The following is a 19278-nucleotide window of genomic DNA, read 5'->3' on the forward strand; positions in this document are numbered from 1 at the left end:
GGGGGTGCTGTCCCGCCGACCTCTCAACTCGTCACAGCTGCGCGCTCGGACAGGACCGTTTTCGAACAAGCCGACGCTCGAAAGTTGGCGATCCTTCACACCCCCCTCTGGCCTGCCGGCCATCTCCCCCGCAAGGGGGGAGATCGGAAATCGCGTCGGCTTTCGCCAGTCGCCAGCCAACTGTGTACCTCGTGGCAGATTTCCCCCTTTGAGGGGCAGCCATGACCCTCCGCTTCGACAAGCTCGGCGTGGTCATCGCTGCGATCGCTGCCTATGCGGCTTTCGTAGCACCCTTCGCCACGTTCCGCGCCAATCGCATCGTGCCCGGCCAGGCGCGCTCGATCGTAGAGGCACTTCCGGCAATGGCCGGCCCGCTGCTTTTGGCCATCGTTGTCGCAGCCGCGCTTGTCGCGCTGCTGAAAACGCCGCTCGTCCTGCGCCTTGCCGCCAGCGTGATCACGCTGGCGGCTCTCGCGCTGTTGATCGGCGTCACCGGGACATTCCTGACCCCGGCAGGCAATACCTTCGCGCGCGTTTCGCCGGCCTCCGGGTTTTGGCTGCTGATCTTTGCCTTTACCCTCCTGCTGGCCGACGTGCTGACGAGAATGAACCTGTCTCCCTGGTCACGTGTCGGCGTGCTTGTCGTTGCCGCGCTCGCCATCGGGCTGCTGCTCATATCGGGATCCTGGGACAGCCTTTCGATCCTCAAGGAATATTTCAACCGTGCCGACAGTTTCTGGGCCGAGGGCGCCAAACATGTCACGCTGGCGCTTGGTTCGCTGGCGGCGGCGGTGATACTGGGCCTGCCGCTTGGCATCCTGTGTCATCGCGTCGAGCGCCTGCGCGCCGGCGTGCTCAACGTGCTCAACATCGTCCAGACCATTCCCTCGATCGCGCTGTTCGGCCTGCTGATCGCACCGCTCGGCTGGGTGGCGGCGCATGTGCCGGGAGCGGCCGCGCTCGGTATCCGCGGCATCGGAACGGCACCTGCGTTCGTGGCGCTGTTCCTCTATTCGCTGCTGCCGGTCGTCGCCAATACCGTGGTCGGCCTTGCCGGTGTGCCGCGTGCCGCCAATGACGCGGCGCGCGGCATGGGCATGACGGATCGCCAACGCCTGTTCGGCGTCGAGTTTCCGCTGGCCTTCCCAGTGATCCTCACCGGTATCCGCATCGTGCTTGTGCAGAACATCGGCCTCGCCACCATCGCCGCCCTGATCGGCGGCGGCGGCTTCGGCGTGTTCGTGTTCCAGGGCGTCGGCCAGACCGCGATGGACCTGGTGCTGCTTGGCGCCGTGCCGACGGTTGCGCTCGCCTTCGCTGCTGCCATCATTCTCGACGCGGTGATCGAAATGACCTCAACCAAGCGCAGGGCGGACCCCGCATGATCGAGATCGAAGGCATTACCAAGCGCTACGATGCGACCACGGTGGTCGATGAAGTCTCGATGATCATAGAGCCCCGCACCCTTTGCGTCATCGTCGGCACCTCGGGCTCCGGCAAGACGACGCTGCTTCGCATGATCAACCGGCTGGTCGAGCCGACTTCCGGCGTCATCAAGCTCGACGGCGCCGACAACCGCTCGGTGCCCGGCTACGAGCTGCGGCGCAGCATCGGCTACGCCATCCAGGGCCACGGCCTGTTCCCGCACCGAACGGTGGCGCAGAACATAGCCACCGTGCCGGTGCTGCTTGGCTGGGATAAGGATCGCATCAAGGCGCGCGTCGACGAACTGATGACGCTCTATCAGCTCGACCCGCAGGCCTACGGCCCGCGCTACCCGCACGAGCTCTCCGGCGGCCAGCAGCAGCGCGTCGGCGTCGCCCGCGCGCTCGCGGCCGAACCCAACGTGCTGTTGATGGACGAGCCGTTCGGCGCGCTTGACCCCATAATCCGCACCAAGGCGCAGGAAGACCTTCTTGCGATCCAGAGGCGCTTCGGCACCACCATCATCCTCGTCACCCACGACATGGAAGAGGCCGTGCATATGGGCGACAAGATCGCCGTCATGGATGCCGGCAAGCTGGTACAATATGCCAGGCCGGCGGAGATACTGGCGAGGCCGGCCAGCGGCTTCGTCGAGACCCTGGTCGGCGCCAGCGAAAAACCGTTCCGGCTGCTGTCGCTCGGCCGCGTGCGCGACGCAGTCGAAAAGGGCGCGGCGGAAGGTGAGGGGATTCCTGGCGACGCCAGCCAGCGCGACGCGCTGGCCGAACTTCTCTGGTCTGGCCGTCCGGCGCTGCCGGTCAAGGATGCCGACGGCAAGCCACTCGGTCGCGTTACCATCGACGGCTTGGTGAAGCGTGCGGCGAGGCCGGCATGAAAGCCTGGCTGCCGTTGCTGCTCAGGCTTGCGCTGGTGGTGCTGCTGGTCGCTTTCGTCACCAGCCCCGGCTGGTTCGAGCCGCTGCTCAAGCCGCTGACCGAGAACGGCGCGCCGGTGATCTACAATCAGGGCAGCTTGCTGACGCTGATGCTGCTGCACCTGCGCACCGTGCTGATCGCCACGCTCGCCGCCACCATCGTGGCGGTCGCGCTCGCCATCCTGGTCACCAGGCCTGCCGGCGCCGAATTCCTGCCGCTGTCACGCAGCCTGGTCAATATCGGCCAGACTTTCCCGCCGGTGGCGGTGCTGGCGCTTGCCGTGCCGGCGGTAGGGTTCGGCGAGAAGCCGACGCTGATCGCATTGTTCCTCTATGGTCTGCTGCCGATCTTCGAGAACGCGCTGACCGGCCTGACGACGTTGCCCGGCAATGTCATGGAAGCGGCGCGCGGTGCCGGCATGACCGGTTGGCAAAGGCTGCTGAAGGTCGAATTGCCGCTCAGCGCGCCGGTCATCCTAGGCGGCATAAGGCTGTCGGTGGTTATCAGCCTGGCCACCGCCACCATTGGCTCGACGGTTGCAGCGAAGACATTGGGCGAGGTGATCATTGCCGGGCTCTTGTCCAACAATCTCGCTTTCATCTTGCAGGGCGGCCTGATCGTTGCCGCCTTGGCCGTGCTGATCTATGATGGGTTGTCGGCGGTCGAACGCTATGCCGCGCGGCGCATGGGGCGCCAGGCCGAGTAGGCTTCTGTCCCGGTGCTCCGATCTTTCAACGTCCACTTGAACGGGCAGGGTGGTCGAGCGTCAGTTCGAGTTCGATGCCTTGCTCTTTGCAGATCCAGCGGCGGCAGATGACGGCAAAGTCGTGTTGTGTGCCGGCTTTCACGAGCGAGACAAGATCACCCACGGCGCAATCGCTGCCGAGCTGGAGCGCCTCGATGGGTTCGGCGATGACTTGCTTGCCGGCATAATGTCTTGCGCTGGCCGTGAGCGTAATCAACACCCGCCTGCCAGTTGCGCGATCTTCGGGACTCGGCGATTGATTGGGCCGATGCCCCGATCCTTCAGCAGGAGTTCTTGCCATGACCTTGCGCTTCTCCAAGATCGTCATGTGTCTCTGTCTGGCGGCTTTCGCCTTTCTTGTCGCTTTCGGCAACGTCACCGATTACGGCTCAAACTTCGCCTTTGTCCAGCATGTGCTGAGCATGGACACGACCTTTCCCGGCAACGCGCTGATGTATCGCTCGATCACCAACCCCTCGCTATGGACGACGGGCTACTGGCTCATCATCGCCGGCGAGGCGCTGACCTGTCTGCTCTACCTGATCGCGGCCTGGAACCTGTGGCAAGCGCGCAATGCCAGCGGAGAGGTTTTCAACGATGCCAAGAAATTCGCCGTTATCGCCGCGACGATGGGATTCCTGATCTGGTATCTTGGATTTATGGTGGTGGGCGGCGAGTGGTTCGCCATGTGGCAATCGAGCATCTGGAACGGCCAGCAGAAGGCATTCATGTTCTACATGACCATGCTGGCGGTGCTGATCTTCGTCGTCCAGCCAGACGGTGATCTGCGCCAAACCTGAGTGCTGATCCGTGATTTCAATCGATATAAAGCAGCAGCGGCATGGCGACACCTGCCGCCGTCTGGCTCTTTTGGGCGAAAGCCGGGCAAAAACCGAACAATATCTTGACGTTCGCGGCCCTGTTTCGCATACACCGCTGCGAAGAGGGGGATTCCGCGCACGGGATTCCGTCTTTGTCTCAACGGCCCAGGGAGGGGTTCTTTTGGGCCAGCAATCGAGGAAAACCCGGCATGACCATAATTTCCGCCGTCATCGCCTGCGGCCTGCTTTCTGTCCTTTACGCCATCTGGGCGACACGTTCGGTCCTCGCGTCGGACCAGGGCAATGCACGCATGCAGGAAATCTCCGCCGCCATCCGTGAGGGCGCGCAAGCCTATCTGGCGCGCCAGTACACCACCATCGCCATCGTCGGCGTGGTCGTGCTGCTGCTCGCCTGGTGGCTGCTGTCCATCACCGCCGCGATCGGCTTCCTGATCGGGGCCGTGCTTTCGGGCGCGGCCGGCTTCATCGGCATGCATGTTTCGGTGCGGGCCAATGTTCGCACGGCACAGGCCGCTTCCAACAGCCTTGCCGCCGGCCTCGACATCGCCTTCAAGTCGGGCGCCATCACCGGCATGCTTGTTGCGGGCCTTGCCCTGCTTGGCGTGTCGATCTACTACCTGATCCTCACCCATTTCATGGGGCTTCAGCCCAATGACCGTATCGTCATCGACTCGCTGGTTTCGCTCGGCTTCGGCGCCTCGCTGATCTCGATCTTCGCCCGTCTCGGCGGCGGCATCTTCACCAAGGGTGCCGATGTCGGCGGCGATCTGGTCGGCAAGGTCGAAGCTGGTATTCCCGAGGATGATCCGCGCAACCCCGCCACCATTGCCGACAATGTCGGTGACAATGTCGGCGACTGCGCCGGTATGGCGGCCGACCTGTTCGAGACCTATGCGGTGACAGTCGTCGCCACCATGGTGCTGGGCGCCATCTTCTTTGGCGGCACCGCGGTTCTGAGTGCCGCGATGCTCTATCCGCTCGCTATCTGCGGCGCCTGCATCCTGACCTCGATCGTCGGTACTTTCTTCGTCAAGCTCGGCTCCAACGGTTCGATCATGGGCGCGCTCTACAAGGGGCTGATCGTCACCGGCCTGTTGTCCATCGTCGGCTTGGGCGTCGCCACCTCGGCCACGCTTGGCTGGGGCGAGGTCGGCACTGTCGCCGGCATGGTCATCACCGGCAAGAACCTGTTCATCTGCGGCCTGATCGGCCTCGTGGTGACCGGTCTCATCGTCGTGATCACCGAATACTACACCGGCACCAACAAGCGTCCGGTCAACTCGATCGCCCAGGCGTCGGTGACCGGGCACGGCACCAACGTCATCCAGGGCCTTGCGGTCTCTCTGGAATCGACGGCACTGCCGGCCATCGTCATCGTCGGCGGCATCATCTCGACCTATCAGCTCGCCGGCCTTTACGGCACGGCGATCGCCGTCACCACCATGCTCGGCCTTGCCGGCATGATCGTCGCGCTCGATGCCTTTGGCCCGGTCACCGACAATGCCGGCGGCATCGCCGAAATGGCCGGCCTGCCCAAGGAAGTGCGCCACTCCACCGACGCGCTCGACGCGGTCGGCAACACCACCAAGGCGGTGACCAAGGGCTATGCCATCGGTTCGGCGGGCCTCGGCGCACTGGTGCTGTTCGCGGCCTATTCGAACGACCTGAAATTCTTTGCCGCCAATGGCGACAAATATCCCTACTTCCAGGGCATGGGCGAGGTCTCCTTCGATCTTTCCAACCCCTACGTCGTCGCCGGCCTGATCTTCGGTGGCTTGATCCCGTATCTGTTCGGTGGCATCGCCATGACGGCCGTCGGCCGCGCGGCGGGCGCCATCGTCGAGGAGGTGCGCAAGCAGTTCCGTGACGACCCGGGCATCATGGCCGGCACGTCCAAGCCGAACTATGCGCGCGCGGTAGATCTTCTGACCAAGGCGGCAATCCGGGAAATGATCATCCCGTCGCTGCTGCCGGTGTTGGCGCCGCTCGTCGTCTATTTCGGCGTGCTGCTGATCTCGGGCTCGAAAGCGTCGGCCTTTGCGGCTCTCGGCGCCTCTCTGCTCGGCGTCATCGTCAATGGCTTGTTCGTCGCCATCTCGATGACTTCGGGCGGCGGCGCCTGGGACAACGCCAAGAAGTCGTTCGAGGACGGATTCACCGACAAGGACGGCATCAAGCACCTGAAGGGTTCCGAGGCGCACAAGGCCTCGGTGACCGGCGATACGGTCGGCGATCCCTACAAGGACACGGCCGGCCCGGCGGTCAACCCGGCGATCAAGATCACCAATATCGTGGCGCTCCTGCTGCTGGCGGTGCTGGCGCACGGCTGAGCGGCAAAGCTCGACATTGAAAACCCGCGGGGAGCAATCCCCGCGGGTTTTTATTTGACGGCGGTTTTGGAACGCGGAAAACGAATTTCAACGGCTGCGTCCGCGTCCTGCCGTCGCTGTCTGCCCATCGCCCACGAGCCGGCCTCTCCCGCCCCATGATAACAAAAACCCGTGGGATCGCTCCCACGGGTTTTTGGTCGCCTGAGATGGTGCTGCCATCCCCAAGGGGAGGCGGGTCTGAGATCAGGGAGTGCCGCCGCCGGGAATGCCGGGCGCCAGCTTGCTGGCGCCGTTGATGATCTGGCTGAGGAAGTTCTGGTCCTTGCCGCCAGTCGGCGTGGTGCGCGAGATGAAGTCGAAGATCTTGCCGTCCTTCAGGCCGTAATTGGCGATCTGGGTGACCCGCCCATCGGCCCCGAAATAAACCGCCAGCACATGCTGATCGATCAGCCGGGGCTTGTCGAAGGCGACATAGCGCTTGCGAGTCTGCGAGATGTAGTAAAAGGCTTCATTGTCGAAGGTCGCCGTCGTCGAGGGCGTGCCGAGCGCGAGCAGCACCTGCTCGCGGCTTGAGCCGACCGGCACCGAATCGATCGCCTGCTGATCGATGACATACCCCTGCGTCAGCGTTTCGCTGGGGTTCAGATCACCGATCATCTTGGAACTGTTGCAGGCCGAAAGCGCCGCAATGATGGCCAGCAGCGAGATCGCGCCAGCGGGCCTGGAAGAGAAGGTCGACTTGAAATTCAGCGCGCGCAACAACAATTCTCCATTATATCGCCGCAACTTGCGCTGGGCCGCAAAACCGGTAAACCAGCTTGCTTGCCGATGCAACAAGGCCAATTCAACAAACGGTCCCCGGAGACCATCCCCATGTTCCAGCGCCTTTTTGGTCGCGAACGCCACGCCAACCGCGCCATCACCGACGCGCTTTACGCACAAATCGTGGCGGCCGCGCGGCAGACCGTATTTTATTCCCACTGGAATGTGCCGGACACGCCGCTTGGGCGTTTCGAAATGCTGTCGCTGCACATGTTCCTGGTCCAGCACCGGCTGCGTGGGGAAGACGGCGTGGCGCAGGAGATCGCGCAGGTGCTGATCGACGAGTTTTTTCTCGACGTCGACCATTCGCTGCGGGAACTCGGCATTGGCGATGTCGGAGTGCCCAAGCGCATGAAAAAGCTGGCGAAGATGTTTTATGGCCGCACCGCCGCCTATGACGACGCATTGGAGCGCAATGATCATGATGGGCTCACCGCCGCCCTTGCACGCAATGTCCGGCCCGACGCTGCGGCCTGGGCGGAAGCGTCACGACTGTCCGACTATGTCGCCGATGCCCGCAACCGGCTGGCCACGCAGCCGTGCCGGGCGATCGTCTCCGGCACGGTGACCTTTCCGCTCGCCCAGGAGGCAGATCGATGAAGCACGCCGATCCGCAGAGTCCGGTATCGTTTTTTGCCAACGTCGCCCGCCTGCCGCAGAAGGGCTTGCCGGTGGTCATCGAGGCCGATGCCACCCAGCGCGCGACACTCGCCGAAGAGCACAGCTTGCTCTCGGTCGAAGCCTACCGTGCTGAATTCCTGGTGACGCCGTGGAAACGCAATGGCGTGAAGGTCAGCGGCCGGGTCGAGGCCGACATCACCCAGGCCTGTATCGTCACGCTCGATCCGGTTGGGGCGCATATCGATGAATCATTCGAGGCTCTGTTCCTGCCCGAGGATTCCAAGCTTGGACGACAAGGATTCGAAGGCGGCGGCGAGATCCTGCTCGACGCGGATGGACCTGACAGTCCCGAAACATTTTCAGGCGACACGATCGATGTCGGGGCACTCGCCGAGCAGTTCTTCGGACTGGCCATCGATCCTTATCCGCGCAAGCCGGGTGCGTCGCTTGATGCCGGCCGCGAGGCCGAACCGGTGGAGAATGAATTTCAGCAGAAACTGCGGTCGCTGTTGGGAAAATCCTGAAAACCTCACCCGCGACGGAAAAGTCGGTTGTGCGAATGTCCAAAACCGCTATTTTCGCCGAACCTTCGCGATCACTAAAACGATCCGCCGCCTAAGCAAAACCGTGAGATGAATACCGCGTGATCAGGATTTCCATCGATGCCATGGGCGGCGATCACGGACCAGCCGTGGTCATTCCGGCGCTCATGACGGTCGCGACCCGCCGTCCCGACGTCCGCTTCGTCATCTACGGGCGGGAGGAGGCCGTACGACCCGAACTGGCCAAATTTCCCAAGCTGGCCGGTGTGAGCGAATTCTTCCACTGCGAGGTGGCCGTCAGGATGGACGACAAGCCGAGCCAGGCACTGCGCCATGGCCGCTGGAAGTCATCGATGTGGAAGGCTGTCGAGGCGGTCAAGTCGGGTACGGCGGACGCCTGCGTCTCGGCCGGCAACACCGGCGCGCTGATGGCGATGTCGAAATTCTGCCTGCGCACCATGGCCACCATCGACCGCCCGGCGATCGCGGCACTTTGGCCGACGCTGCGCGGCGAAAGCGTGGTCCTCGACGTCGGCGCCACCATTGGCGCGGATGCGCACCAGCTCATTGATTTTGCCATCCTTGGAACCGGCATGGCCCGATCGGTCTTCGGCGTCTCGCGGCCCAGTGTCGGCCTGCTCAATGTCGGCGTCGAGGAGATCAAGGGCCAGGAAGAGGTCAAGGAGGCTGGGCGCATGCTGCGTGAAGCCAATATGGCCTCGATGAACTATCACGGTTTCGTCGAGGGCGACGATATCGGCAAGGGCGTGGTCGACGTCGTCGTCACCGAAGGCTTCGCCGGCAACATCGCCCTGAAGACGGCGGAAGGCACGGTGCGCCAGATTGGCGGCTACCTGCGGGCGGCGATGAGCCGTACGCTGATGGCCAGGATCGGCTATATCTTCGCCAAGGGCGCGTTCGATCGCCTGCGCGAAAAGATGGATGTCGGCCGCTCCAATGGCGGCGTTTTCCTGGGGCTGAACGGCATTGTGGTGAAAAGCCACGGCGGCGCCGATTCGGATGGTTTCGCCGCCGCCATCGAACTCGGCTACGATATGGTGCGCAACAATCTGCTCGACCGCATCGAGGCCGACCTGGACTTGTTCCATGCGCGCAATCCGCATGCCCAGACATCTAGGAAATCCGACGTCGTCAGCGACGCAAAGGAATAGGAAAGAACTTTGATCAGATCAGTCGTGCGCGGCATGGGCGCCGCGCTGCCCCGCCGCATCATGAAGAATGCCGACTTTGAAGGCATGGTCGAAACCTCGGACGAGTGGATCGCCCAGCGCACCGGCATCCGCCAGCGCCATATCGCGGCCGACGACGAGACCACCGCTTCGCTGGGTGAGGCGGCGGCGCGCGCAGCGCTCGCCGATGCCGGCCTGACACCCGGAGACATCGACCTGATCGTGCTGGCGACCTCGACACCCAACAATACTTTTCCGGCCACGGCCGTCGAAATCCAGAACCGGCTCGGCATGCATCACGGCTTTGCCTTCGACCTGCAGGCGGTATGCTCGGGCTTCGTCTATGCGGTAACCACGGCCGACCTCTATATTCGCGGCGGCTTGGCCAAGCGCGTGCTGGTGATCGGCTCGGAGACCTTCTCGCGCATCCTCGACTGGACCGATCGCTCGACCTGCGTACTGTTCGGCGATGGCGCCGGCGCCCTGGTTCTTGAAGCCGGCGAAGGGGGCGGCAGTATTGCCGACCGCGGCGTGCTGGCGATGAGCCTGCGCTCCGACGGCGCGCACAAGGACAAGCTCTTTGTCGACGGCGGGCCTTCGACGACGGGAACGGTCGGCTATCTCAGGATGGAAGGCCGCGAGGTCTTCAAACATGCGGTAGGCATGATCACCGACGTCATCGAGGCGACGTTTTCGCAGGCCGGCATCACCGCCGACGACCTCGACTGGTTCGTGCCGCATCAGGCCAATAAACGGATCATTGACGCTTCCGCCAGGAAGCTCGGGATAGCTGAGGAAAAGGTGGTGGTGACGGTCAATCTGCACGGTAACACCTCGGCTGCTTCCGTGCCGCTGGCGCTTTCCGTGGCTGTTGCCGATGGCCGCATCAAAAAGGGCGACCTTGTGCTTCTGGAAGCGATGGGCGGCGGCTTCACCTGGGGCGCGGTTCTGCTTCGCTGGTAAGTGCCGAACGGTCCGGTTCGGTCCTTGACCTTGCCGGATCAATTACTTAGGCTCTGCCGCTGTTGTGTCGATTTTATGTTTGAGCTGATGGGACGGTCGCATGGGGGGAAAGACACTTACGCGCGCCGACCTTGCCGAAGCCGTTTACCGCAAGGTAGGTTTGTCGCGCACTGAATCGGCCGAACTCGTCGAGGCGGTGCTGGACGAGATCTGCGAGGCGATCGTCCGTGGCGAGACGGTGAAACTGTCGTCTTTCGCGACGTTCCACGTCCGCTCCAAGAACGAGCGCATCGGGCGCAATCCCAAGACCGGCGAAGAGGTGCCGATCCTGCCGCGCCGGGTGATGACCTTCAAGTCGTCGAACGTGCTGAAGAACCGCATCTTGCGCTCCCACCAGAGCGGCAAGGCAAAGGGCGGCAAGTAGGCTCGCTGCAAATGCACGGTTGAAAACAGGCCTTGCGATGATGCCGGGCTTGAATATTGCCTCACAAACCGCTGAAATGAGACCCGATTCGGCAACATGGCCGGATTGGTGTTCCGCGTGATCGTTACGCGCGGCCGGAATGAGCTCCCTCCTGTCGAGGGAATTTCATTCGAACGCCGGTTCCCATGTCCCGGGATCATGCTCCAGTGTGAGGATTTCGCCCATGGACAAGAGCCCTGACGCCTTTCGCACCATCAGCGAGGTCGCCGAAGACCTCGATCTGCCGCAGCACGTGCTGCGCTTCTGGGAAACGCGTTTCAACCAGATCAAGCCGATGAAACGCGGCGGCGGCCGCCGCTACTACCGGCCGCAGGATGTCGAACTGATCAAGGGCATTCGCCATATGCTCTACGACCAGGGCTACACCATCAAGGGCGTGCAGAAGCTGTTGCGCGAAAACGGCAACCATTTCCTGGTTGCCATCGGCAATGGCGATATGGCCGCCGTCGAGGCGATCTCGCAACGAAAGCAGGCCGACCAGGTGCCGTTGACGGCGGCAGCGCAGCCGCGCGGCGGAGATGACGAACTGGTTGGCCAGCCGAGGGTCAAGCCCAGCCGCCGTTTCTTTGGTCTTGGCAAGAGCGACGAGGAAGGCCCGGTCCAGCCGGACGCTTCGAAACTGTCGCGGGACAATCGCGCGCTGTTGCAGGAAGCGTTGTTCGACCTCCTCGAATGCAAGCGCCTCCTCGACCAAGTGCGCTGACGGGCAACCGGCCGGCGCCTGAAGAACGGGAACCCGCCTTTGGGTGATGCGTTACGTTTCCTTGAGCAAGACAAGGCTTGAGCAGACAAGGAAACGTATCATGGCATTATTCTCGACCCTCTCGGACGTCGATCTCGACAGGCGGGTCGCTGCACTCTCCAGGGAATTGGCGGCCCTGAAGAAGGCTGCGTCCAGGCGGGGCGGCGCCTATTACGAAGACGGTCGCGACGCGGCGCTTGACACGTATTCCGACCTTGCGGAACGTCTGCACGATGCGTTGCCGGCGATCCGCGAGCGGGGCAGGGCGATCGAGAAATCCGCCCGCGAGCATCCGGCGGCGGCCGCGGCGATCGGCTTTGTGGTGCTTGGTCTGGTCGCCAGTCTGCTGTTCAGCCGGCGCTGACCTTTATTTTATTCCTCGGTTCCGCTGGATCGGTGCGCGGGCGATTCATGTTGCCCGAAAGTGCACCCGGTTTAGGACAGCGGCGCCTGTGGGTGCCACGAAAAAAGGGCCATAGCCCCAGCTTGTCGGTCTGCAGCACGAACAGGGTTTTTTTCGTCAGAGCAGGCGCTCGTTGTAGCGCTGCGAGATCGCGCTGATACGGCGCGTATCCGGAGGAAACCAGGAGAAGACCGGCTTCGAACAAGAAGCCAAAGCCGGTCTTCTCATTGGCAGTCGGTTAAGCTCAGGCCTTCTTGCCCATAACCTTGTGGTGGTGGTGATGATGGTAGTGGTGGCTGCGATGGTGCTTGCGATGATGACGATGATGCTTGTGCATCGGCGCGGCATCAGCGCTGGTCGCGCCGAGGATTGGCATGGTGAATGCAAGTGCAACTGCAAGCCCGAGGGCCGAGAGGAGGGACTTCTTCATGGATATCTTCCTTTTTTCGCAGGCAATCTGAATCAGGCCAACAGCCTGTTCGCCGCGAGCGGGATTACGCTCCCGATTTTTTTCGTCAGTATTTCCCGAATATAGAATTTTGTTTCTGGAATGTGTCTGGCGCCGCAGGCTGTGGGCTCCGCCGACAGGCTGAGCCCACAGCGCCGATGAGCGGGAGAAATTTCGGTACGGGGCCGCAGACGCAACCGGCTTACATGGGCGGGACCACGCCATTGTTGCCGACCACGACGCGGTTGGCACTCAGCGTGCCGTCGACGCCGCGCGTCGCGGTGATCACGACGGGCGCGCCGGGCTTGAGATCGCCCGGCGTGGCCGGCGCGAAGGTGACGACCGGCGTCTTGTCGGGGATTGAGATATTCTTTGTCTGGCCGTTGTCATAGGTCAGCGTCACCGCGCGGCCATTCACGTCGGTCACGTCGGCGACGGTGCCGTTGGTCATGCGACTGTTGGGCTTGAGGTCCCAGGCGCGGTCGCCTTCGCCCGTGCCTTTCAAGGCTGCGGGAAACACCACGACCTCGAGCGCGCCGCTGCCGCCATCGGCCTTCGACACGGATGCTATGCCGAGGAAATCGCCGAGCTTGATGTCCTTTACCGACGCGCCCGCGACGCCCGATATCTTCCATCCGGCAGCGAGCTTGATCTTATCCATGCCACCCTGGCGGTTTTTCACCGTCAGCTGGGATTGGTCGGAACTGGCCACGACGCCGCGCACCCGCACCGTGTCTGCCGCCGGCGCGCTGGTTGCAGCAAGGCCAAGGCTGGAAAGCGTGCCGAGCACGATCATGATTGTCCGCAATTTCATCGCATCGATCCTTTCAGGAAAATGACAGCCGCGCCGGCAACGTCTTGGGTTTCGCGCCGGCGCAATTGAACCAACGAACGGGGTCGTAAAAATCATCGAGGGACGAGGTGATCAGGTGTTCAAAAGAACTTGATCGAGAGCGGTTGCGAGCGGCGTCCGCCAGGCATGGTTCACGATGCTGTGACGGCCAGTTTGTGACTTGGCAAATCACCCGCAAGCGGGCATGTTCTCGCCGTCTCAGGCAACACCATTTTCATCAAACTCTTTCAGCCAACGGAGTTGCCAATGCCATACAGTGCAAAGCGCGAACCCCTCCCGGAACTGGTTGCCAGCGAAGCCGGGCAAGGCCATAGCGCCCTCAGAACGATTCGGGAAACCAAGGGATACAGTGTCGAGGAGCTTTCCCTGACAACCGGTCTGTCGGTCGACGAAATCGAGGATATCGAGAACGGCAGGACGGCCGATCCGTCGCAACTGCGCCGTATTGCGTCGGCGCTTCGGCTTCCTCAGGAGGCGCTGCTCGGCACGGCCGTGCAGGCGCGGGCCGCGCAAGACCGCCCCGTGCTGTAGCGCCAGTGCCATGCATGTTCGAAAACCCGCCGGGGACCTTGGCGGGTTTTCTGTTTGCCGTGACTGAAGGCCTTGGCACGTGTTTATGGACGCGCCGGCCTAGCTTGCTGCTTCGTCATTTCGATCCGCGGGGTTTCGATGAGCCTGGAATCCGTTCGTGCCTTTTTCGCCAGCAAGGCGCCCGATATCGACGTGATCGTGACCGAGGCGAGTTCGGCGACCGTAGCATTGGCTGCGCAGGCACACGGCGTGTTGCCGGCGCAGATCGCAAAGACGATCTGCCTTCGCGTCGGCGAACGCACCATGCTGGTCGTGACCAGCGGCACCGCCAGGCTGGACAATCGCAAGTTCAAGGATCGGTTCGGCAGTAAGCCGCGCATGCTGGAGGCCGCTGAGGTTATCGAGGCAACCAGCCATCCGGTCGGCGGTGTCTGCCCGTTCGGCCTGCCGGCGCCGCTGCCGGTCTATTGCGACGTGTCGCTGCGCGGTTTCGAAGAGGTCGTGCCTGCCGCCGGCGCCACCAACGCGGCGGTGCGGATCGCACCGCAGCGCATGGCTGATCTCACCGGCGCCGAATGGGTCGATGTGTGCCAGGGGTAGATGGCGATCGATGAGACGGACTTTGGGGGTAAGTCCTTGTTTAAAATGGTCGGAGTGGCCGGATTCGAACCGACGACCCCTTGACCCCCAGTCAAGTGCGCTACCGGGCTGCGCTACACTCCGGACCGGTCGCGATGTATCGTGATAACCCCGCTCGGGTCAACCGAAATTCGGCGCTTGTCGCGCTGGTGTGAATGCGATGGCTGTTGAGCCCGGCATCGCCAGCCGTAATTGCCGCTGATGACGGTGTTCCAGCGCGATCGCGCCCCAGACCAATCCGAGCAGCAGATAGACGTGGCGCCAATGGTCGATGTCGATGAAGGTGCCGAGCCCGACATTGCCGATGAAGGCGACATAGGCGCACAGGAGATAGGGCTGCCATGGCCGGTCGCGCAGCAGGATGCGGAATCCGGCACATATCGTCCAGAGGACAAGCGTCAGGAACGATACGAAGCCGAGCCAGCCATAATCCATCAGCATCTTCAGCCAGATGTCGTGGGTGTCCTCGCCGAAGATGGTGCCGAACACCAGAGGCCCGATGCCGAACGGGTGCTCCATCGCCATTTGGAAGCCGATCGCATAGCGGGCGAAGCGGCCGAGGCGGGCGGTGTCGTAGCTCTGTTCGAGATGGGCACGGTTGGAGAACATTTCCGCCACGCCCGGCAGCTGCAGGATGACGATCATGGCGATCGTCAGCAGCGACAATGCCGCGATGGTCATCACCACCACGCGCAGCCGGAACATGCCGCTGTTGCTCTGCAGGAACAGGCAGCCGGTAAGCAGAACGGCAGAGACGGCAAACATGCCCCAGGCGCCGCGCGAGAAGGAGAAGAAGATGCCTGATGTGATGATGAGCAGCGGCACCGCCAGCAGCGGCATGCGCGAGACCGGCCCGGTCAGCAGCAGATAGAGCAGATAGATGCCGGGCAGAACTAGGAACGGCCCGAACACGTTCGGGTCCTGGAAGGCGCCTGCGGCGCGGTCGTATTTGGTGAACATCTCCGCGCCCGGGAAGGCATGGAAATACCCTGCTATGCCGAGCAGCGAAGTCATCACCGCGGATACGACATAGGCAATGAAGATCAGCCGGTAGAGGCTCGGCTGCGTGGCGGTGACCGATGCGAAGAAGACCGCGCTGAAGGCGAGAAACAGCGACACTGCAAGGTAGAGCGGCGTGTTGGCGAGGTCTGACATCTGCGTCATGGCGATCATGCCGCCGATATTCATCGTCACCAGAAGCACCAGCAGCGGCGCGGCCGCGTGCGAAATCCTCAAACCGAAAAGCGCCCAGATGGCGATCAGGCCGGCCATGTAGATCTCGTAAGGAGCCGGCTCGCTGATGACGAAGCCGGAAAGCAGGATGCCGAGCCCGACCGCGCCCGAGGAAATCAGCGCGATCAGCTTCGCATTGACCGCCGCGCGCGGCAGGTCATGGGTGACCGCGCTCAATAGGCGTTTTCCGTGTTGAGCAGCCGAATCGGCGTCAGGAACAGGATCCGCAGGTCGAACAGCATCGACCAGTTCTCGATATAATAGAGGTCGTATTCCGTCCGCATGCGGATCTTCTCGTTGGTGTCCATCTCGCCGCGCCAGCCATTGATCTGCGCCCAGCCGGTAACGCCGGGCTTGACCTTGTGGCGCGCGAAATAGCCGTCGACCACTTCGTTGTAGAGCAGGTTGTGCGACTGCGCGGCAATCGCGTGCGGCCGCGGGCCGACCAGCGACAGCGAACCCAGCAGCGAATTGAAGAACTGCGGCAGCTCGTCGATCGAGGTCTTGCGGATGAAGCGGCCGACGCGGGTAACGCGCGGGTCGTTCTTGGTGACCGTCTGTCTGGCGGTCGGGTCCGACCGGTCGGCATACATCGAGCGGAATTTGTAGACTTCGATCACCTCATTGTTGAAACCATGCCGCTTCTGGCGAAACAGCACCGGTCCCTTGCTGTCGAGCTTGATGGCGATAGCGGTCGCCAGCATCACCGGTGAGAACACGACGATGCCGATCAGGCTGAAAACGATGTCGAAGGCGCGCTTGGCCACCGAATCCCAGTCGTTGATCGGCTTATCGAAGATGTCGAGCATCGGCACCGAGCCGATGTAGGAGTAGGCGCGTGGACGAAACTGCAGCGCGTTCGAATGCGCCGACAGCCGGATGTCGACCGGCAGCACCCACAGTTTTTTCAGCAATTGCAGCACGCGCGACTCGGCGGTCAGCGGCAGCGACACGATCAGCATGTCGATGCGGGCGATGCGGGCGAATTCGATCAGCTCCGAGATTGTACCGAGCTTGGGATAGCCGGCGACGATAGGCGGCGAGCGTTTGTCGCTGCGATCGTCGAAAATGCCGCAAATGCGGATGTCGTTGTAGGGCTGCCTCTCGACCGAGCGGATCAGGACCTCCGCTGCCTTGCCGCCGCCGACGATGACGGCGCGCCGCTCCATGTGGCCGTCGCGCGCCCAGCGCCGGATCAGCTTCGACATCACCAGCCGCAGGCCGAAGATGAGAATGAAACCGACGGCGAACCAGGTGCCGAACAGCAATCGTGAATAGTTTTCAGATATCTTCATCACGAATGCCGTCAGCGCCATGAGGGCGAACGTGCCGGCCCAGACCAGCAGCAAACGTCCAAAATTGGCGATCGGCCGCATGAGCGAGACGATCTGGTAGCAATCGGTGACGTCGAGCAGCACCACTGCAAGGAACGACGCGGCGGCGATCGTCAGCGGATATTGCCAGGCGAAATAGTTGAAGAAGCCGACAAAGTAGAAATAGACGCCGAGGCCGGAAAGGAACAGCACTGCGAACTCGACCATCCGCAGGACGCCGCTGACCATGATCGGCGACATCGTATCGCGCCGGTATTGCGAGGCGACCTGACGGGCGACATCATTCATGCCGCCCGGCATGCCGCCATCGGTCGGGGTGTCGAGTTTGCGCACAGCCTCTGCCGAAAAGCGGTGCACGGGATCGATCTCGTTCATGGGATTTCCGCAAGCTTCCCCCAGGCAATAGCAAAAGAGAGCTAAGAAACCCTTGAAACAACGCGTGGCTTTGGAAGGGCTTGGGCTTGTGGTTTATTTGGCCAGCGCCGCGAAATACGCTTTCTCGATCTCGGCGGCCATGACATCGGCTCCGAAGCGTGCCTCCAGATCGGCGCGATCGGGCATCAGTTTTCGATAGGCGGCGGGATCGGCCAGCGCTTCGGCCATCTTGTCGGAAAGCTGCAACGGATCAGGTCTGATCAGGGCAGGGGAATCGGCGCCGAAGATCTCCGGTATGCCGCCAACGGCCGTGGCGATCATCGGTTTTCCTGCCGCCAGCGTCTCGAGCACGACATACGGCAATGCTTCGGCGCGCGAAGGAACGACGACCAGCGCGGCCAGCGCAAAGGCATCCCTGGCCGGCATCGGCGGCAGGAAACGCACATTGCCGTCAAGCCCGAGCCGCCTCACTTGCGCGCGGTACCGAGGCAGGTTGTCGCCGTCGCCCACCATGACCGCGCCCAGCGGGCGTCCGAGCCGTGTCCCGGCAAGGGCCAGCGCGTCGATGAAGATGTCGGGTCCCTTGAGGTCACGCATCATGCCGATGTAGAGCAGGTCCACCATTCCGGGCTTCTCCGGAACGTGGTCGAACTCAGCCGCGCGCAGGCCATTGTAGACCAGCGCGTTCGGAATGGGCGCCTCGCCGACCTTCCTGCGATAGGTGCGTCGCTCATAGTCCGAGACGAACAGCAGACAGTCGGTGAAGTGAGCCATGGATCGCTCGAGCGCGAAGAACAGCTTTCCCGTGAACGTGCTCTCGTCATAGTGGAGAGAACCGCCATGCGGCGAATAAAGGCGGGCTACGCGAGACCTTGATACCCGCAACAGTGAGCCGAACAGACGGGCATAGGCGCCACCCTTGGCGCCGTGCCCGTGCAGCACGTCCGGCCGCAATTCTTTGATGATTCCGTAGGTGCGCCAGGCCGAGGCGAGATCGCCCAGTCCGACATGGCGCTGCATCGGCGTGCGATGGATGCCGAGCGCCAGCATGGCCTTCATCCGCTCGAACAGGCGCTCCTCGTATTCCCCGCCTGTGGTCGAATCGCACACGATGCCGACCGAATGGCCGGCGGCGACCTGAGCTTCCGCGAGGTCCCGCACATGCCGAAAGATCCCGCCGACAGGTGAACGAAAGCAATGGACGATCCTGAGTTTGTCCGCCACGTGTGTTCGTCAGAACAGACGTTCACGCACATAGACAGTATCTCCGGGCAGCAGCGGGTCTGACGTGACAACCCGGCCGGTCATCACCTTGCCGTTGATATCTCGGGTGATGTCGACGCTTTCCTGGTTGGCGCGCGGCGTGAAGCCGCCGGCAATGGCGACGGCTTTCTGAACGGTGAGGCCGGGCACATAGGAATACTGGCCGGCGGCGCCCACTTCGCCCATGACGAAGATAGGCCTGTAGCGGTCGATCTCGACGGAAACATCGGGATCGCGCAGATAGCCTTGGCGCAGTTTGTCGGCGATTTCCTTTTCCATCTGCTGGGCGGTGTGGCCGCGGGCCGGCACGGCGCCGACCAGCGGGAAGGAGAGATATCCGGACTGGTCGACACTATAGGTGTTGGTCAGCCCGTCCTGCTCGAACACGGTGACGCGGACGCGGTCACCGGCGCCCAGGCGATAGGGTTGATCGAGCACCTCGTGGAAGGCGGCCGGCGTCGGCCGGTAGCTGGAGCAGCCAGCAAGCATCGACACGGCAAGCAGCGCGCGAAAGAGGGAAGCAGTGCTTTTCATGACAGGACACATACCTTCGACTGG

The 19278-nt window shown here is 62.7% G+C and carries 22 protein-coding genes and 1 tRNA gene; 14 read left to right on the forward strand and 9 right to left on the reverse strand.

Features of this window, described 5'->3' with window-relative positions; translation table 11 throughout:
• Nucleotides 1-221 precede the first annotated feature (221 nt).
• The 3 genes from FJ428_RS26680 to FJ428_RS26690 are packed head-to-tail and all read left to right on the forward strand — an operon-like array spanning nucleotide 222 to nucleotide 3066.
• Nucleotides 222-1385 carry an ABC transporter permease gene (locus tag FJ428_RS26680; protein ID WP_140556991.1) on the forward strand — a complete coding sequence of 388 codons (1164 nt, stop codon included), beginning with the start codon at nucleotides 222-224 and terminating at the stop codon, nucleotides 1383-1385.
• Nucleotides 1382-2320, forward strand: coding sequence for an ABC transporter ATP-binding protein (locus tag FJ428_RS26685; protein WP_140494025.1), 939 nt, complete (start codon nucleotides 1382-1384; stop codon nucleotides 2318-2320). The genes FJ428_RS26680 and FJ428_RS26685 overlap by 4 nt, the downstream gene beginning before the upstream one ends.
• The gene (locus tag FJ428_RS26690) at nucleotides 2317-3066 is read left to right on the forward strand and encodes an ABC transporter permease (protein WP_140494023.1); all 750 of its coding nucleotides are present in this window, start codon (nucleotides 2317-2319) and stop codon (nucleotides 3064-3066) included. The genes FJ428_RS26685 and FJ428_RS26690 overlap by 4 nt, the downstream gene beginning before the upstream one ends.
• 25 nt (nucleotides 3067-3091) lie before the next feature.
• Here FJ428_RS26690 and FJ428_RS26695 read toward each other — a convergent pair whose 3' ends face one another.
• Entirely contained in the window at nucleotides 3092-3433 is a 342-nt protein-coding gene (locus FJ428_RS26695) for a hypothetical protein (RefSeq protein WP_224519177.1), read from the reverse strand.
• On the opposite strand from FJ428_RS26695, the gene FJ428_RS26700 reads away from it, so the two are divergent.
• Entirely contained in the window at nucleotides 3405-3905 is a 501-nt protein-coding gene (locus FJ428_RS26700; RefSeq protein WP_140880502.1) for a DUF2165 domain-containing protein, read from the forward strand. The two genes, FJ428_RS26695 and FJ428_RS26700, sit on opposite strands and share 29 nt — an antisense overlap.
• Before the next feature lie 230 nt (nucleotides 3906-4135).
• Nucleotides 4136-6277, forward strand: a complete 2142-nt coding sequence (locus FJ428_RS26705; RefSeq protein ID WP_140521791.1) for a sodium-translocating pyrophosphatase — start codon at nucleotides 4136-4138, stop codon at nucleotides 6275-6277.
• A 243-nt stretch (nucleotides 6278-6520) separates the two neighbouring features.
• On the opposite strand, the gene FJ428_RS26710 is transcribed toward FJ428_RS26705, so the two are convergent.
• The gene (locus FJ428_RS26710; protein ID WP_140494015.1) at nucleotides 6521-7036 is read right to left on the reverse strand and encodes an outer membrane protein assembly factor BamE; all 516 of its coding nucleotides are present in this window, start codon (nucleotides 7034-7036) and stop codon (nucleotides 6521-6523) included.
• Nucleotides 7037-7150: 114 nt separating this feature from the next.
• Between FJ428_RS26710 and FJ428_RS26715 the strand changes: the two genes are divergently transcribed.
• From FJ428_RS26715 to FJ428_RS26745, 7 genes are all read left to right on the forward strand, one after another.
• A complete protein-coding gene (locus tag FJ428_RS26715) occupies nucleotides 7151-7699 on the forward strand; it encodes a ubiquinol-cytochrome C chaperone family protein (protein ID WP_140494013.1) in 549 nt (182 codons plus the stop codon).
• Nucleotides 7696-8244, forward strand: coding sequence for a DUF177 domain-containing protein (locus FJ428_RS26720; protein ID WP_140515709.1), 549 nt, complete (start codon nucleotides 7696-7698; stop codon nucleotides 8242-8244). Before FJ428_RS26715 ends, FJ428_RS26720 begins: the two co-directional genes overlap by 4 nt.
• A 119-nt stretch (nucleotides 8245-8363) precedes the next feature.
• Complete coding sequence (gene plsX / locus FJ428_RS26725) at nucleotides 8364-9434, forward strand: phosphate acyltransferase PlsX (protein ID WP_140494009.1); 1071 nt, start codon at nucleotides 8364-8366, stop codon at nucleotides 9432-9434.
• A 9-nt stretch (nucleotides 9435-9443) separates the two neighbouring features.
• Nucleotides 9444-10415 (forward strand): beta-ketoacyl-ACP synthase III, encoded by a 972-nt coding sequence (locus tag FJ428_RS26730; RefSeq protein WP_140494008.1) that lies wholly within the window; start codon nucleotides 9444-9446, stop codon nucleotides 10413-10415.
• A 100-nt stretch (nucleotides 10416-10515) separates the two neighbouring features.
• Nucleotides 10516-10839 carry an integration host factor subunit alpha gene (locus FJ428_RS26735; RefSeq protein ID WP_140494007.1) on the forward strand — a complete coding sequence of 108 codons (324 nt, stop codon included), beginning with the start codon at nucleotides 10516-10518 and terminating at the stop codon, nucleotides 10837-10839.
• A 223-nt stretch (nucleotides 10840-11062) separates the two neighbouring features.
• The gene (locus FJ428_RS26740; RefSeq protein WP_140494005.1) at nucleotides 11063-11602 is read left to right on the forward strand and encodes a MerR family transcriptional regulator; all 540 of its coding nucleotides are present in this window, start codon (nucleotides 11063-11065) and stop codon (nucleotides 11600-11602) included.
• A 100-nt stretch (nucleotides 11603-11702) separates the two neighbouring features.
• The gene (locus FJ428_RS26745; RefSeq protein ID WP_140494003.1) at nucleotides 11703-12005 is read left to right on the forward strand and encodes a hypothetical protein; all 303 of its coding nucleotides are present in this window, start codon (nucleotides 11703-11705) and stop codon (nucleotides 12003-12005) included.
• A gap of 283 nt (nucleotides 12006-12288) precedes the next feature.
• Here the strand turns inward: FJ428_RS26745 and FJ428_RS26750 are convergent, their stop codons facing one another.
• Together FJ428_RS26750 and FJ428_RS26755 are read right to left on the reverse strand one after the other, a co-directional pair.
• Nucleotides 12289-12474: a hypothetical protein gene (locus FJ428_RS26750; RefSeq protein ID WP_140494001.1), complete on the reverse strand. Its 186-nt coding sequence runs from the start codon at nucleotides 12472-12474 to the stop codon at nucleotides 12289-12291.
• Nucleotides 12475-12694: 220 nt separating this feature from the next.
• Nucleotides 12695-13306 (reverse strand): hypothetical protein, encoded by a 612-nt coding sequence (locus tag FJ428_RS26755; protein ID WP_140624654.1) that lies wholly within the window; start codon nucleotides 13304-13306, stop codon nucleotides 12695-12697.
• Nucleotides 13307-13591: 285 nt separating this feature from the next.
• On the opposite strand from FJ428_RS26755, the gene FJ428_RS26760 reads away from it, so the two are divergent.
• Together FJ428_RS26760 and FJ428_RS26765 are read left to right on the forward strand one after the other, a co-directional pair.
• Nucleotides 13592-13876: a helix-turn-helix transcriptional regulator gene (locus FJ428_RS26760; RefSeq protein ID WP_140624655.1), complete on the forward strand. Its 285-nt coding sequence runs from the start codon at nucleotides 13592-13594 to the stop codon at nucleotides 13874-13876.
• 138 nt (nucleotides 13877-14014) lie between these two features.
• On the forward strand, nucleotides 14015-14476 hold the full coding sequence (locus FJ428_RS26765) for a YbaK/EbsC family protein (protein WP_140624656.1): 462 nt from the start codon (nucleotides 14015-14017) through the stop codon (nucleotides 14474-14476).
• A 46-nt stretch (nucleotides 14477-14522) separates the two neighbouring features.
• On the opposite strand, the gene FJ428_RS26770 is transcribed toward FJ428_RS26765, so the two are convergent.
• The 5 genes from FJ428_RS26770 to FJ428_RS26790 form a co-directional block, all read right to left on the reverse strand.
• Nucleotides 14523-14599: transfer RNA gene (locus FJ428_RS26770), tRNA-Pro, on the reverse strand.
• A 36-nt stretch (nucleotides 14600-14635) separates the two neighbouring features.
• Nucleotides 14636-15925, reverse strand: a complete 1290-nt coding sequence (locus FJ428_RS26775; RefSeq protein WP_140583467.1) for an O-antigen ligase family protein — start codon at nucleotides 15923-15925, stop codon at nucleotides 14636-14638.
• Complete coding sequence (locus FJ428_RS26780; protein ID WP_140493986.1) at nucleotides 15922-17457, reverse strand: undecaprenyl-phosphate glucose phosphotransferase; 1536 nt, start codon at nucleotides 17455-17457, stop codon at nucleotides 15922-15924. Before FJ428_RS26780 ends, FJ428_RS26775 begins: the two co-directional genes overlap by 4 nt.
• A 93-nt stretch (nucleotides 17458-17550) precedes the next feature.
• Nucleotides 17551-18681: a glycosyltransferase family 4 protein gene (locus FJ428_RS26785; RefSeq protein ID WP_140880503.1), complete on the reverse strand. Its 1131-nt coding sequence runs from the start codon at nucleotides 18679-18681 to the stop codon at nucleotides 17551-17553.
• A gap of 9 nt (nucleotides 18682-18690) precedes the next feature.
• Nucleotides 18691-19254, reverse strand: a complete 564-nt coding sequence (locus FJ428_RS26790; RefSeq protein WP_140493982.1) for a polysaccharide biosynthesis/export family protein — start codon at nucleotides 19252-19254, stop codon at nucleotides 18691-18693.
• Between the last annotated feature and the right edge of the window lie 24 nt (nucleotides 19255-19278).

Source organism: Mesorhizobium sp. B2-8-1, assembly GCF_006440955.1.
Lineage (GTDB): Bacteria > Pseudomonadota > Alphaproteobacteria > Rhizobiales > Rhizobiaceae > Mesorhizobium.